This is a genomic window from Ensifer sp. Root278 (assembly GCF_001429285.1).
Classification (GTDB): domain Bacteria; phylum Pseudomonadota; class Alphaproteobacteria; order Rhizobiales; family Rhizobiaceae; genus Ensifer.
In genome coordinates, this window is the sequence record NZ_LMJJ01000001.1 from 388,835 (window position 1) to 402,897 (window position 14,063).

17 protein-coding genes are annotated in these 14,063 nt (G+C 62.5%); 9 read left to right on the plus strand and 8 right to left on the minus strand.

The features are described from left to right. Positions 1-55: 55 nt before the first annotated feature. Positions 56-439 carry a DUF805 domain-containing protein gene (locus ASE60_RS01920; protein WP_057248041.1) on the minus strand — a complete coding sequence of 128 codons (384 nt, stop codon included), beginning with the start codon at positions 437-439 and terminating at the stop codon, positions 56-58. Between the two features lie 4 nt (positions 440-443). Next, on the minus strand, positions 444-1,301 hold the full coding sequence (gene dapD / locus ASE60_RS01925; protein ID WP_057248042.1) for a 2,3,4,5-tetrahydropyridine-2,6-dicarboxylate N-succinyltransferase: 858 nt from the start codon (positions 1,299-1,301) through the stop codon (positions 444-446). Positions 1,302-1,668: 367 nt separating this feature from the next. On the opposite strand from dapD, the gene ASE60_RS01930 reads away from it, so the two are divergent. Continuing rightward, positions 1,669-2,568 carry an LOG family protein gene (locus ASE60_RS01930; protein ID WP_057248043.1) on the plus strand — a complete coding sequence of 300 codons (900 nt, stop codon included), beginning with the start codon at positions 1,669-1,671 and terminating at the stop codon, positions 2,566-2,568. 104 nt (positions 2,569-2,672) lie between these two features. Here the strand turns inward: ASE60_RS01930 and ASE60_RS01935 are convergent, their stop codons facing one another. Then, positions 2,673-3,194, minus strand: coding sequence for an EF-hand domain-containing protein (locus ASE60_RS01935; protein ID WP_162261268.1), 522 nt, complete (start codon positions 3,192-3,194; stop codon positions 2,673-2,675). 127 nt (positions 3,195-3,321) lie between these two features. After that, complete coding sequence (locus ASE60_RS01940) at positions 3,322-4,035, minus strand: pyrimidine 5'-nucleotidase (protein WP_082615700.1); 714 nt, start codon at positions 4,033-4,035, stop codon at positions 3,322-3,324. Between the two features lie 156 nt (positions 4,036-4,191). On the opposite strand from ASE60_RS01940, the gene ASE60_RS01945 reads away from it, so the two are divergent. The 4 genes from ASE60_RS01945 (at position 4,192) to ASE60_RS01960 (ending at position 7,875) form a co-directional block, all read left to right on the plus strand. After that, on the plus strand, positions 4,192-4,983 hold the full coding sequence (locus ASE60_RS01945) for a sterol desaturase family protein (protein WP_057248045.1): 792 nt from the start codon (positions 4,192-4,194) through the stop codon (positions 4,981-4,983). Between the two features lie 57 nt (positions 4,984-5,040). Continuing rightward, a complete protein-coding gene (locus tag ASE60_RS01950; protein ID WP_057248046.1) occupies positions 5,041-5,955 on the plus strand; it encodes a DMT family transporter in 915 nt (304 codons plus the stop codon). A 76-nt stretch (positions 5,956-6,031) separates the two neighbouring features. Further along, complete coding sequence (locus ASE60_RS01955; RefSeq protein ID WP_057248047.1) at positions 6,032-7,111, plus strand: trifunctional transcriptional activator/DNA repair protein Ada/methylated-DNA--[protein]-cysteine S-methyltransferase; 1,080 nt, start codon at positions 6,032-6,034, stop codon at positions 7,109-7,111. Next, entirely contained in the window at positions 7,108-7,875 is a 768-nt protein-coding gene (locus tag ASE60_RS01960) for an isocitrate lyase/phosphoenolpyruvate mutase family protein (protein ID WP_057248048.1), read from the plus strand. The genes ASE60_RS01955 and ASE60_RS01960 overlap by 4 nt, the downstream gene beginning before the upstream one ends. An 88-nt stretch (positions 7,876-7,963) precedes the next feature. On the opposite strand, the gene argB is transcribed toward ASE60_RS01960, so the two are convergent. Beyond that, on the minus strand, positions 7,964-8,851 hold the full coding sequence (gene argB / locus ASE60_RS01965; protein WP_057248049.1) for an acetylglutamate kinase: 888 nt from the start codon (positions 8,849-8,851) through the stop codon (positions 7,964-7,966). Positions 8,852-9,008: 157 nt separating this feature from the next. On the opposite strand from argB, the gene ASE60_RS01970 reads away from it, so the two are divergent. The 4 genes from ASE60_RS01970 to msrB all read left to right on the plus strand — a co-directional run bounded on the left by ASE60_RS01970 (position 9,009) and on the right by msrB (position 11,658). After that, positions 9,009-9,548: a sigma-70 family RNA polymerase sigma factor gene (locus ASE60_RS01970; protein ID WP_057248050.1), complete on the plus strand. Its 540-nt coding sequence runs from the start codon at positions 9,009-9,011 to the stop codon at positions 9,546-9,548. Further along, the gene (locus tag ASE60_RS01975; RefSeq protein ID WP_057248051.1) at positions 9,545-10,267 is read left to right on the plus strand and encodes an anti-sigma factor; all 723 of its coding nucleotides are present in this window, start codon (positions 9,545-9,547) and stop codon (positions 10,265-10,267) included. Before ASE60_RS01970 ends, ASE60_RS01975 begins: the two co-directional genes overlap by 4 nt. 169 nt (positions 10,268-10,436) lie before the next feature. After that, positions 10,437-10,994 (plus strand): fasciclin domain-containing protein, encoded by a 558-nt coding sequence (locus ASE60_RS01980; RefSeq protein WP_057248052.1) that lies wholly within the window; start codon positions 10,437-10,439, stop codon positions 10,992-10,994. Between the two features lie 163 nt (positions 10,995-11,157). Beyond that, positions 11,158-11,658: a peptide-methionine (R)-S-oxide reductase MsrB gene (gene msrB, locus ASE60_RS01985; protein WP_057248053.1), complete on the plus strand. Its 501-nt coding sequence runs from the start codon at positions 11,158-11,160 to the stop codon at positions 11,656-11,658. Positions 11,659-11,694: 36 nt separating this feature from the next. Here the strand turns inward: msrB and ASE60_RS01990 are convergent, their stop codons facing one another. From ASE60_RS01990 to ASE60_RS02000, 3 genes are all read right to left on the minus strand, one after another. Continuing rightward, positions 11,695-12,234, minus strand: a complete 540-nt coding sequence (locus tag ASE60_RS01990) for a DUF1269 domain-containing protein (protein ID WP_057248054.1) — start codon at positions 12,232-12,234, stop codon at positions 11,695-11,697. A gap of 160 nt (positions 12,235-12,394) precedes the next feature. Then, positions 12,395-13,048, minus strand: coding sequence for a ribosome biogenesis GTP-binding protein YihA/YsxC (yihA, locus tag ASE60_RS01995; protein ID WP_057248252.1), 654 nt, complete (start codon positions 13,046-13,048; stop codon positions 12,395-12,397). 56 nt (positions 13,049-13,104) lie between these two features. Continuing rightward, positions 13,105-14,037: a DMT family transporter gene (locus ASE60_RS02000; protein WP_057248055.1), complete on the minus strand. Its 933-nt coding sequence runs from the start codon at positions 14,035-14,037 to the stop codon at positions 13,105-13,107. Between the last annotated feature and the right edge of the window lie 26 nt (positions 14,038-14,063).

Sequence of the window (14,063 nt, forward strand, 5' to 3'; positions counted from 1 at the left end):
TACAGGAAACGATCCGTTTGTGATTTTGGGTCGATCCGATCCAAAATCATCGTGTCTAGATTCCCGGTTGGTCGCTGCGCGCGCCGAATTCGTTGGGTCCCGGCTCACCCGGCCACAGGCAAAGCGCGATGAAAACCACCGGGCTGAGGACGGGAATGAACAGACAGAGCGAGAGCGGTCCGGGATAGCCGATATCGTGCAGGCGCTTGATCGCCAGCATGGCGATCGAGGGCAGGGAGACGATCGCCGAGATGGCGAACGCCAGTGTCCAGAGGGCCAGCGCCGTCTCGTGTTCTTCGTTGGCAACCATCCTGGCGACGATGAAGCCGCCGATGAGGAACCAGAACAGCCAGGACAGGAAGAAGGGCAGGCGGCCGATGCGACCAGAGGGGCTGAAGAACAGCCAGGTCATGCTCGGCTGCGGCCCCTCCGGTGTCATCGCATCAGTCCCGCAGCAGTTCGTTGATGCCGGTCTTCGAGCGGGTCTTCTCGTCGACGCGCTTGACGATGACGGCGCAATAGAGGTTCGGTGCCGGCTGGCCGTTGCCCATGGTCGAGCCTGATGGCATCGAGCCTGCGACGACGACGGAATAGGGCGGCACTTCGCCATAGGTGATTTCGCCGGTGGCGCGGTCGACGATCTTGGTCGACTTGCCGATGAAGACGCCCATGCCGAGGACCGAGCCCTCGCGCACGATGCAGCCTTCGACGACTTCCGAGCGGGCGCCGATGAAGCAATTGTCCTCGATGATCGTCGGGCCGGCCTGCATCGGCTCCAGTACGCCGCCGATGCCGACGCCGCCAGAGAGATGCACGTGCTTGCCGATCTGGGCGCAGGAGCCCACGGTTGCCCAGGTATCGACCATCGTGCCTTCGCCGACATAGGCGCCGAGGTTGACGAAAGATGGCATCAGGATCGCGTTGGGGGCGATATAGGCCGAGCGGCGCACGACGCAGTTCGGTACGGCGCGGAAACCAGCCTTCTCGAATTCGTTGACGCTCCAGCCGTCGAACTTCGACGGTACCTTGTCCCACCAGACGGACTGGCCCGGTCCACCCTTGACGATTTCCATCGGGTTGAGGCGGAAGGAGAGCAGCACCGCCTTCTTCAGCCATTGATTGACCGTCCATACGCCATCCTCGCCGCGCTGGGCAACGCGGACCTTGCCGCCGTCGAGCAGGTTCAGCGCCGTCTCCACGGCATCGCGCACTGCGCCGCGCGTTCCGGTGCTGACGGAATCGCGGTCTTCAAAGGCGGTCTCGATCGTCTGCGACAGGGAGGTGAGGTCGTGGTTCGTCATCGGAATTCCTTAAAGTTCGGCGGTTATCCTGCGAAAGCTCTACTGCATAATTCCTCAAATCGGAATCGATTTAAGGACAAAAATACGCAGCAGATCTAGGTGCTGCAGCGATCTTGACACGTCTTGGCGGACGTGTGGCGCTGTAGAAGCCGGTCCTGAAAAGTTGAAGGGCTTTTCAGGCCGATGCGCTTGCCCGGGGTTGGCAAATCCGGGCGATTCCTGCACTACAGCGCCGCGCACCCGTTCGGGACGCGCAAGGGGCGCGCAGCGCAGTGGTGCGCTTGCAACCTTCATGACCGAGGATTGAGGATAGGACGCGTCTGGCCGAGATGCCGATTGTCCGGAACGCGACGAGAAAGACGACACGATGGCACGCATGAAGAAGCGCGCACTGCGCCGCAAGGACGGGGTCTGGGATCCACTGGCCGACAGCTCGCAGAGCCGGCAGCGAGCGCAGACGGTCCCGATCACGCCGCAATCGGCATCGCCCTCCTATCGCCTCGCCTATATCGACGACGATTTCCTTTGCCGCGAGGAACTGCGCCCGGTCCGTCTGCAGCTCGAACTCATGAAGACCGAGATGATGCTGGAAGAACGCGGCATCAATTCCACCATAGTGATGTTCGGCGGTGCCCGCATTCCCGAGCCCGGCGGTGATGCCTGGGCGGCAAAGAACGAGACCCAGCGCAAGAACCTCGAGGCGGCCTCGGTCTATTACGAGGAAGCGCGCAAGTTCGCGCGGCTCTGCTCCGAGCATTCGGCCAAGCTGCACCACAAGGAATATGTGGTCGTCACCGGCGGCGGACCTGGCGTGATGGAGGCGGGCAACCGCGGCGCCCACGATGTCGGTGCACCGTCGATCGGCCTCAACATCGTGCTGCCGCATGAGCAGGCGCCGAACCGCTTCGTGACGCCGGAACTGTCGTTCAACTTCCACTACTTCGCCATCCGCAAGATGCACTTCCTCTTGCGTGCCAAGGCCGTCACCGTCTTCCCCGGTGGCTTCGGCACGCTCGACGAGCTCTTTGAAACGATGACGCTGATGCAGACCGGACGTCTGGCGCTGGTGCCGCTCATTCTCTTCGGCGAAAAGTTCTGGCGTTCGATCGTCAACTTCGAGGCGCTTGCCGAGTTTGGCACGATCGCACCCAATGACATCGATCTGGTACACTTTGTCGAAACGGCGGACGAAGCCTGGGAGATCATTGCCCGCTTCTACGAAACCGTCGATCCGAAGTCGGTGCCGATGGCGAACGGGCGGCGCTAGGCGCGGCGTTCAATAATGCACATAGCCCCTTGCGCGGGTTGCAAGGGGCTATGGGTCAGGCAGGAGCCTCTCCACCGGGCGGTGGAAAGAGGGGGATGCTCCCGTCAGATCTTCTTGGTGAAGTCGGCTGCGTCGATGACACCGTCACCGTTCTTGTCTCGCCGCTTGAACATGGTCTCGGCGGCGCTCGAAACTTCGCTCGCGCTGAGCGAGCCATTGCCATCGGTGTCGATGCGTTTGAAGGCCTTCGGCCTGAGACCCGGCAGCATCGTTGGGCGAACTTCCTTGACCTTGGCAAGGGCCGCTTCGCGCTCGGTGCCAGTCTTGTCCTTGGCCTCTTTCCAGGCCTTGCGTGCCTCGCGGAAGGCTTCGCGTTTGGCCTTCATCTCATCGGCGCTGATCTGGCCATCGCCATTGGTGTCGAAGGTTTTGAAGTTGTCGGAGATCCGCGCCTGGAACTCGGCGAGCGAAACCTTCTGGTCCTTGTCGGTGTCGAGCCGCTGGATCATGCGCTCGCCCCGTTGCTCGGGCGTCATCTTTTCGCGCGCGGCAAAAGAGGGGCCGGCCATGCCGGTGACGGCGACTGAGAGCGCGGTCACGGTAAGGATCAGGATCTTGTTCGGCATCATGCTTCCTTTCGATCGGGTTGTCCCTGATCGAAAGGATAGCCGGTGAAGCGCGCCGTTCCAGTTAAACTTTCGTAATTTAAGTCATTGGCCGGAAAGAGGTTTTTTGCCGGCCAAATTGTGTCGGTCAGAGATCGGACAGGACGTGGCGCAGGAAGCCGGTGAGGTCCTCCGTCACGTAGTCGATCTGCTCGTCGGTATCGTTCGACTTCTCCCAGGATTCGGCGAACGTATATTCGAGGTTGTGCGGCACCAGCAGCACCGTCTTCATGCCGAGCGCCTTCGGCACCAGGAGGTTGCGCGGCAGGTCCTCGAACATCACGGCGTTCCGGGTGTCGACCCGGTGCAGGCTCATGAACTTGTCATAGGTCTCACCAGCCGGCTTCGGCACGAAATCGGCGGCAACGATGTCGAAGATGTCGTCGAAATGGTCGAGGATCCCGAGCGCTCGCGCCGTCATCTGCGCATGCGCGACACTGCCGTTGGTGAAGATGAACTTGCGGCCTGGAAGCGACTTGATGGCTTCGCCGAGTGCCGGATCCGGCGGCACGATCGAGTAGTCGATCGCATGCGCCTGCTCGAGGAACTCGTTCGGGTCGATGCCGTGGTGGATCATCAAACCTTTGAGCGTCGTGCCGTGGTCGCGGTAGTAGTCTTTCTGCAGCTTCTTCGCATCGGCCGGGTCCAGCGACAAAAGCTTCGCCACATAGGCCGTCATGTTGCGGTCGATTTGCGCAAACAGGTTGACGTGGTGCGGATAGAGCGTGTTGTCGAGGTCGAAGACCCAGTCGGTGACATGGGCGAAGTCGGATTGGTTCGGCAGGCGGTTGAGCTTTTTCATGACCGCCTTATGACATGGGGAAAGGTGGCGGCAAATGAGAAAAATGCAAATCGCTGCTCGGGCCGCAATGCTGGCGCATAGAATTCCACTTTGAATTGTCAAACCGGCGTGGCATCTTCCGGCGCGCGGTTTTGGCTCGGGGGAATGTAGGTGCCAATGTCGGACGAACTGTTCTATCTGCTGTTTCTGTTCGGATTCTATTCGTTCACTGTCGGGACCTATTTCGCGCTCGGTTACGGCATCACTTGGCTCAACGAGCGCAATCCCGAGCGAAAGATCCAGAAGGGACGCGGCTCCGACAAGCGGCGCAAAGCCGAGATCCGCCAGAGCCTGGCATCGATGTTCAGCGCCTGCCTGCCGCTGACGATCGGCCTCTATGCGCAGCAGAAAGGCTGGGCGCCGGCACCCTGGGATTTCAGCTGGTGGTGGGCGGTGCCGTTCTTCGTGCTCAGCATGATCCTCTACGATGCCTGGTTCTATTTCATGCACCGGCTGCTGCACACCAAGTGGCTCTATCCGCTGCATGCCCTGCATCATAAAAGCGTCGCGCCGACGATCTGGAGCACCTATTCGGAAGATGTCTTTGACAACTTCCTGCTTCAGAGCTTTTCCGCCGTCGTCGTTTTCGTCGTGCCGTTTCCGCCAGTGATCCTCATCGGGCATAGGCTGTTCGAGCATTTCAATGGCATGATCGGGCATTGCGGCTTCGAGTATTTCGCCACGTCGACGGCCCGTTATCCGTCTCCCCTGTTGTGCACGACGTTCCATGACCAGCACCATTCAGGCTTCAAATACAATTACGCCAACTATTTCTCGTTCTGGGATCGTGTGCTCGGCACGCTCGCACCCAACTACGATCAGCGCGTGAAGACGTTTGAGGACGAGGCGCCGCGGATCGCGATCAATCCGTCCGTTGTGCTCGCCGAGGCTCAGGAAAAGGCGGACTGAAACGCTGGAGCGCGCGGGGCCTTGGCAATGCCGGGAGCCGCGTGCTAGCTCGCAGCCATGGAAACCTGGGTCCTCATCACCGTCGCTGCGGCATTCCTTCAGAACGTCCGCTCGGCCATGCAGAAACACCTGAAAGGCGTCATGGGCACGACGGGCGCGACCTTCGTGCGCTTCGGCTTCGGCCTGCCTTTCGCCTTTCTCTATCTGTTTCTGCTCTGGCAGGTGGCCGGTCGTCCGCTTCCAGTGCCGAATGGCACGTTCTTCCTCTGGGCTATTATCGGCGGGCTGGCGCAGATTGCTGCGACCTTCCTGCTCGTCCACCTCTTCTCGTTCCGCAACTTTGCTGTCGGCACTGCCTATTCCCGCACCGAGCCGGCGCAGGCGGCGGTGTTTGGCCTTATCTTCCTCGGCGAAAAGGCGAGCCAGGGAACCCTGGTGGCAATCGCCATCTCGGTCGTCGGCGTGATGCTGATCTCGGTGGCGCGCACGACACTCAGCCCACGCACGCTCGTGACCTCGGTGTTCAGTCGCACGGCCGGCATCGGTCTGCTGTCAGGTACGTTCTTCGGTCTTTCGGCCGTTTCCTATCGTTCGGCCTCACTGGCGCTCGCGCCGAGCCTTCCGGCGCCCGACTACATCATGCAGGCGAGCTATACGCTCGGATTCGTCATCCTGCTGCAGACCGTGGTCATGCTGATCTGGATCGTGCTTCGCGAGCGTGACGAGCTGCCACGCATCGCCGCCGCCTGGAAGCCCGCCTTCGTCGTCGGCTTCGTCGGCGCATCCGCCTCCTTCGGCTGGTTCATGGCGATGACGCTGCAGCAGGCCGCTGTCGTCAAGGTCGTGGCGCAGGTGGAAATGCTCTTCACCTTCGCCTCGTCCTTCTTCATCTTCCGCGAATGGATCAACCGGCTCGAACTTTTCGGCTGCCTGCTGATCGTGCTCGGCGTGGTGATGCTCGTACTGATCTGAAAACGCGTGCTGATCTGAAAAAATAGGCGCCCGAAAACCGGCGCCTTCGCGCATGCGGGCGTGGTAGAACGCCTGCATGTTGTTCGATCTTCCCTCCGATGAAACGCTCTACGACGCGCTGATCGCGCGAAGCACCGAATACGAAGGTGCTGCCTTCGTTTGCGTCAAGACGACAGGCGTCTTCTGCCGCCTGTCTTGCCCCGCCCGCAAACCGAAGCGCGAGAACACGATCTTCGTGGGCTCTATCGGGACCTGCCTGGAGACGGGTTTCCGTCCATGCCAGCGCTGCCGGCCGCTCGCGACGTTCGGCGCCAAGGACCCGCTCGTCGAGGACCTGCTGCAGGCGCTGGAAGCGGCACCGGAACGGCGCTGGAGTGAGGACGATATCGTTCGCCGTGGCCTCGATCCCTCGACGGTGCGGCGCGCTTTCAAGCGCAGCCTCGGTATCACCTTCCTCGATCTCGCGCGGCACCGTCGCCTGGGGCTCGCCGCCCGCCAGCTTGCCGACGGCGGCCGGGTGATCGATGCCCAGCTCGAAGCCGGATATGAATCGCCAAGCGGCTTTCGCGCTGCGTTCCAGCGGCTGCTCGGCGACGCACCGGCGGCAGCGCAGGGGAGGGCCCTGCTTTTCTCCGACTGGATCGAAACGCCGCTCGGGCCCATGGTCGCCGTTGCCGATGCCACGCATCTGCATCTGCTCGAGTTCCACGACCGCAAGGCGCTGCCGACCGAACTGGAGAAACTGAAGAAAGGGACACGCTCGGCCATTGTATCAGGCAGAACGGGGCCGATCGACGAGATCGAAAGCGAGCTCAACGCCTATTTCGCGGGCAAAACGGGCGCTTTCGAAACGCCGCTCGCACCGGGCGGAACGGCCTTCGAACGCAACGTTTGGGCGCAGCTTGCCAAAATTCCCGTCGGCGAAACGCGATCCTATGGTGACATTGCCCGCGAGGTCGATACGATCCAGGCCGCGCGTGCCGTGGCCAAGGCCAACGGTTCCAACCGGATCGCGATTGTCATCCCCTGCCACCGTTGTATCGGCTCGGACGGTTCACTGACGGGGTATGGCGGCGGGCTCTGGCGGAAGCAATGGCTGCTCCGGCACGAAGGAAAACTGAAACCCAAGGGATTGTTCGTGGAGGAAATGCAATGAGCCAGAAGGAAAAGGCGCTCGCCTTTGCTGCCCTGCATCGGAAGGGCGACCCGGTGGTGCTCTATAATATCTGGGACGCCGGCAGCGCCAAGGCCGTGGCCGAAGCCGGTGCCAAGGCTCTTGCCACCGGAAGCTGGTCGGTGGCGGCCGCCCATGGTTTCGGCGATGGCGAGAAGGTGCCGATGGCGTGGCTCGCCGATGTCTCGCGGCTGATCGTGGCTTCGACGGAACTGCCCGTCACCGTTGACTTCGAAGGCGCCTATTCCGACGATCCGGCGACGGGTGCCGCCAATGTCTCGCGCATTCTCGATGTCGGTGCCATCGGCATCAATTTCGAGGACCAGGTGGTCGGCAAGGGCGGCGTGCATGCGGTCGACAAGCAGGCGGCACGCATCCGCGCCATTCGCGAGATGGCCGATAGGCGCGGCATACCGTTGTTCATCAATGCCCGCACCGACCTGTTCCTGCAGGAGAGCGATGAGACGCGACACGGCGGCCTCGTCGACGAGGCGATCGCGCGCGGCAAGGCCTTTGCCGAAGCGGGCGCCAACGGTTTCTTCGTTCCGTGGCTGGTCGACGAAGGGCTGATTGCCAAGGTCTGTGCTGCCTCCAGCCTGCCGGTCAACATCATGATGCGGCCGGCAGCGCCCGACGTGAAGACGCTTGCCCGCGCCGGCGTCGCGCGCATCAGCTATGGCCCGTTCCCCTACCGGGTGATGATGGAGAAGCTGAAAGCCGCAGCGACCGAGATCTACAAGGGCTGATCGGGCACCGCCCTCAAAAGGAAAGCGGGAGAAGGCCGATGCCGTCTCCCGCTTCTTTGTTTGATACGGTGTAGGTCGTTAAAGCCGATCAGGGCACGATCAGCGTGCCGGCTCCGCGCTCGGTGAAGATTTCGAGCAGCACCGAGTGGGCCGTCTTGCCGTTGAGGATGACGACGCCCTGGACGCCCGCCTTGATCGCCTCGATGCAGGTCTCGACCTTGGGGATCATGCCGCCGGAGATCGTGCTGTCGGCGATCAGCGCGCGGGCCTGGGAAACCGAGAGCTCCTTGATCAGGTTGCCCTGCTTGTCGAGAACGCCCGGAACATCCGTCAGGAACAGGAGGCGCGTGGCGTTCAGCGCGCCGGCGATGGCGCCGGCGAAGGTGTCGGCGTTGATGTTGTAGGTGTGGCCGTCGCGGCCGGGCGCCACCGGTGCGATGACCGGGATCATCTCCGAGCGCGCGAGCAGGTCGATCAGCGTGCGGTCGACTTCGACCACTTCGCCGACGAAGCCGAGATCGAGGACGCGTTCGATGTTGCTATCCGGATCCTTGATGGTCTTGCGCGCCTTTTCGGCGAAGACCATGTTGCCGTCCTTGCCGCAAAGGCCGATCGCCCATTCGCCCGTCTGGTTGATCAGCGCGACGATCTCCTTGTTGATCGAGCCGGCCAGCACCATCTCGACGATCTCGACCGTCTTCTCGTCGGTGACGCGCAGACCGCCCTCGAACTTCGATTCGATGCCCATCTTCGTCAGCATCGCGCCGATCTGCGGGCCGCCGCCGTGCACGACGATCGGGTTGACGCCTGACTGCTTCAGAAGCGCGATGTCGCTGGCAAAGGCGCGGCCGAGCTCGCTGTTGCCCATGGCATGGCCGCCATATTTGACGACGATCGTCTTATTTTCGTAGCGCTGCATATAGGGCAGGGCCTGGGTGAGCAGGCGTGCCTGGATTTCACTTTCATTGGCGGACATGGCGGACCCTCGAAAAATACCGGCTGCTGTTTAGCGCAAGTTCCGGACCGATGGAATGATCGGCGAGCAATATAAAGCCGGAATGACGGAGATGGCTGGTGCATTGTGATCCGCGCCCTATCTCTGTTTACGGACGAGATTTTGGGGCGCACGCTGAATGATCGAGGAGGATGTAGCCGAGTTGCTTGGTCGCGTCTCGCTTGGCGATCGCGACGCCTTCGCCGAACTCTACCGGCAGACGAGCCCGAAACTCTTCGGCATCTGCCTTCGTATCCTCGGAAATCGGGGTGAAGCGGAAGAAGCGCTGCAGGAAATCTACGTCAAGATCTGGCAGCGGGCTGACCGATTTTCCCAAGGACAGGCGGCGGCGACGTCCTGGCTGGCGGCCGTTGCACGCAATCAGGCGATCGACGTCGTCAGGGCGCGAAAACCGGCCGCCAACGCGATTGACGAAGCCTACGATTTGGCTGATCCTGCTGCCGATCCGGAAAAATCGGCGGTCGTCAGAGCAGAGGGCAGGCGGATCGATGCCTGCATGGAGGAGCTTGAAAAGGACCGCGCGGAGGCGGTTCGGCGTGCCTATGTCGAAGGTCTGAGTTACCAGGAACTGGCGGATACCTTCGCTGTGCCGCTGAACACGATGCGGACTTGGTTGAGGCGCAGCCTCATGAAGTTGCGAGAGTGTATGGAGCGATGACGACACCAACCCCAGAGGGCCGAGACTTCCGCCGCGACGAGGTGATCGCCGGCGAATATGTGCTTGGCGTGTTGTCTGCTGACGACCGACGCAAGGTCGAGGCCCGTCTTGCCTCCGATCGCAACTTCGCCGCCATGGTCGACCGCTGGCAGAGCAATCTCTCCTCCTTCGACGAGGCCTATGACGCGGTGGTGCCCCCACCCAGGAGCTTTTCGGCAATCGAGCGGCGGCTCTTCGAAACGGCGCGGCCCGAGCCGGTCACGCCGCGCCGCGGGCTGTGGAACTCACTGGCCCTTTGGCGGAGCCTGGCACTGGCTTCGCTCGCCGCTGTCATGGTCATGGGCGCTTCGCTCGCCAGCCTGTTCGAAGCGCCTTCGGCCGGCACCTCGCTCGTCGCGGAACTCGCCGGCAAAGGTACTGCCATCGATCTCGTCGCCCACTTCGATCGGGCATCGGGGCGGCTGAAGGTAACGCCGGTTGCAGCAAGGCAGGCGGAGCAGAAATCGCTTGAGCTCTGGCTCATCAATGGCAGCAATCCGGCGATCTCGCTCGGCGTGCTGCCGCAGTCCGGCGAAGGCGAGATCGCCGTTCCATCGGCCTTCCGGTCGAGAATTTCGACCGGCTCGGTTCTTGCGGTCAGCGTCGAGCCGCTGGGCGGGTCGCCGACCGGATCGGCGACCGGGCCGATCATCGCGCTCGGCAAGGCGCGAAACCTCTAATCCGCCATAGAGCAAGAATTCCCATTTTCTATCAGATAGATACGTTTCAGGAAAATTCCTGAAACTCTTTCTCTCGCGCTTCCGTTGCTTGTTATGTTCCCGCGGTGGGAACGGCAGCTTCGGCGGGGCGGCTCACGCGTCGCCTCCCTCAACAGGAAGGAAGAGAAAGATGTTCACGTCTGCTATCCGCACTCTGGCGACAGCGTCCCTTCTTGCGGCAAGCGCACTTGTCGCCCATGCCGAAAATCCGATGGTCGGCGGCGCGCCGATGTATGCGGAGAAGAATATCGTCGAGAACGCCGTCAATTCGAAGGATCACACCACGCTGGTCGCGGCCGTCAAGGCAGCCGGTCTGGTAGAAACCTTGGAGGGCAAGGGCCCGTTCACGGTGTTCGCTCCGACGAACGCCGCCTTCGACGCGCTGCCCGCGGGCACGGTCGAGACACTTCTTAAACCGGAAAACAAGGAGAAGCTCACCAAGATTCTGACTTGCCACGTTGTTGCCGCCGACGCGATGTCCTCGGCGATATCAGGCATGATCAAGGACGACGGTGGCGAACATGACGTGAAGACCGTCGGCGGTTGCGTTCTCAGGGCCAAGGAGGATGGCGGCAAGCTGATGCTGACCGACGAGACCGGCGGCACGGCGACGGTAACGATCGCCGATGTCAAGCAGTCGAACGGCGTCATCCATGTGATCGACAAGGTGCTGCTGCCGAAGGGTTGACGAGCTTGCGCCGAGGCGGCGGTTCGTCGTCCCGGCGCTTTGCCAGCGGCCAGATGGCCGCTGGCTTTTTCGAACCGCGCCTCACGGTGCTTTGATCCGCATTGTTTTGCCGTCGTTGTGGCCGGTCGCTATGCTCACGAAAGGATCGGTAGGGGAGGCTTCTATGATCAACCGGCGCGTCTTCCTGTTGGCGGGCTCCGCATTCGCCGCGCTGCCGACAATCCAAAGTCTCACGCCGCTCGCCCGGGCGGCCGGCGGCGAATCCTTCGAGATCGTTAGGAGTGATGAGGAGTGGCGGGCGGTTCTGACCGACGACCAATACCGAATCCTGCGGCATGAGGATACGGAGCGCCCCTTCACCAGCGCGCTCAACCACGAGAAGCGCAAGGGTATCTTCCAATGCGCCGGCTGTGCGCTTCCGCTCTATTCGTCCGAGGCGAAATATGACAGCGGTACCGGCTGGCCGAGCTTCTGGCAATCGCTGCCCGGCGCCGTGGCAACGCGCGAGGACACTTCCCTGTCCATGACCCGCACGGAGTGCCATTGCCGCCGCTGTGGCGGGCACCTCGGCCATATCTTCGATGACGGTCCACGGCCGACCGGCAAGCGCCATTGCATCAATGGCCTGGCGCTTGCCTTCGTACCGGCGGCCAAATCCAGCTAGGCGCTCCGGCGGGAGCGCTAGCGTCGCGCGGCGGGATTAGAACGACCCGGCTGGCGGCGAGGCTGCCGCGGCGCCGGAGAGTGCAGCCTGGAGCTTCTGCTCCTGTTCCGGTGAAAGCGACGTCTTCAGGACGCGGCCGCGCAGGTCCGGGAATTCGGCGAGCACCTTCTCAGGCTGGACCTTGCGCACGAGGATGAACAGTGCCGAGGAATTGTTCGGAATGGTGTTGCCGAGCGATTTGATGAACTCGTCGTCGATGCCGTAGTCCGTCAGCGACCCGGAGAGGGCACCGGCACCGGCGCCGAGCGCGCCGCCGATCGCAAAGCCCGCCAGCGGGTTGAGGAAAAGGAGGCCGACGAGCCCGCCCCAGATCGAACCGGAGAGCAGCCCGGACGTGGCACCGACGGCTGTCAGGTTCAGGCTCTGCTTGAGATGAACCTTGCCTTCCGTGTCGCGCACGACCACGACCGCGTCCTCGAGGTCGATCAGGTATTCCTTCTTCAGCCCGGCGAGCCGGACCAGAACCCTATCGGCTTCCTCAGGGGAATCGAACCCGACAACGATCAAATCGGACATGACTTTCTCCTATCTCTGGCCGCGCCACCGATGTGGACGCAACGCAGAGATAGAGCGGATTGCATATCGGGGTAGTGACAGAGATCAAAGACTTTGGGTCGATCGACCCCGTGCGCAGCGCGCAGTTCAAGACGCGCTTCGAACGCTTTCCAGGATCCCCTTAGCGGGCGATCGCCGTGCCGATCGCGGCACGCAGTTCGTCGATCCCCTGGCCCTTTTCCGAGGAGGTCGAGAGAACCTCCGGGAAAGCTGCGGGATGCTTCTTGATCTTCTCGAGCGTCTCGGCGATCAGCCGCGGCACGCCGGCGGCCTTGATCTTGTCGGTCTTGGTGAGGACGACCTGGTAGGAAACAGCCGCCTTGTCGAGCAGGGCGAGCACGTCCTCGTCATTCTTCTTGATGCCGTGGCGGGAGTCGATCAGCACATAGACGCGCTTCAGCGTCGAGCGGCCGCGCAGATAGTCGAACACCAGCTTCGTCCAGGCGTCGACCTGGTCCTTTGGCGCCTGGGCATAGCCGTAGCCCGGCATGTCGACGAGCGCCATCGGCGGCAGGTCGTCGGCCTCGCCGGAATAGCCATCGGGTACGAAGTAGTTGAGTTCCTGCGTGCGGCCCGGCGTGTTGGAGGTTCTCGCCAGCCCCTTATGGCCGACCAGCGCATTGATCAGCGACGACTTGCCGACATTCGAGCGGCCGGCAAAGGCGATTTCCACCGGTCCCTCCGGCGGCAGGAACTTCATGGCGGGCACGCCGCGAATGAAAATCCACGGCCGGCCGAACAACGGCTTGTCGTCTTTGGTTTTGCTTTCGGCCATCGGCGGTCGGTCCTTCATCGAGAAAGTCCATGGCTTCCCGGTTTTGGCCGTGGATGTCAAGGCGTCGGCGTGCGGACCGGCCGTGTGGGGATGGTTTGCGCCCGCCGGAACTCGTTGAAGAGATAGGCAAGCAGCGCCAGAAAGATGAAGGTGCCGCCGATGATCGTCCGGCTGCTCGGCACTTCGCCATGAATGATCGCGACCCAGAGCGGACCGAGCACGGTTTCGGCGGTGCCGAGCAGAGCGGCCAGCGCCGAAGGCACCAGCCGGGCACCGGTGACGAAGAGCGCCATGCCGAGCCCGAGGTTGAAGGCGCCGAAGACGAAGAGAAGTGCCAATTCGCCCGATGTCACCGCAAGCCCGGAAGACTGGCCCCCCGCAATGGCGCTGGCCGCGAAGCAGCCGAAGCAGGTGGCGGGCGTCATCCGCACATGCGGATAGCGGCGCGTGATGACGGTTGCCAGCGCGAAGACCACAGGGATCAGCAGCGCCAGCGCATCGCCGACCGGCGACACACTGCCCGTCAGGCTCTCCGATACCATGATCGCGACCCCGACGATGACGGCCGTGATCGCGCCCCAGGTGAAGCGCGATACCCGCTCGCGAAACAGGATCCAGCTCATCAGCGCCGCAAACAGCGGCACGCCGGCGCCGAGCAGCACGACATTGGCGATCGTCGTATAGGAAATGGCGATGATGAAGGAGGTCGAGGCGATGGTGAAGCAGAGCCCGACGGCGATGCCTGGCCAGCCCATGCCCTTGAAGAGTGCCAGAGTGCCGCGCGGTCCGTCGCGCACCAGCATGAAGGCAAGCAGGAAGAGGCCGGCAAACAGGCAGCGCCAGAAGACGATCGTCCAGCTGTCGGGGATCTCCAGGAAGCGGGCGATGGCTCCTCCGAAACTCCAGAAGAAGGCCGAGCCGAAGACGAGCAGGGCGCCAAGCTTCTCGTTGGCGGCGAACGGAGCGGAGGTGGCCGACGGGTCGGTCATGGCAAATTGTCCTGGAGCGAGGCGCA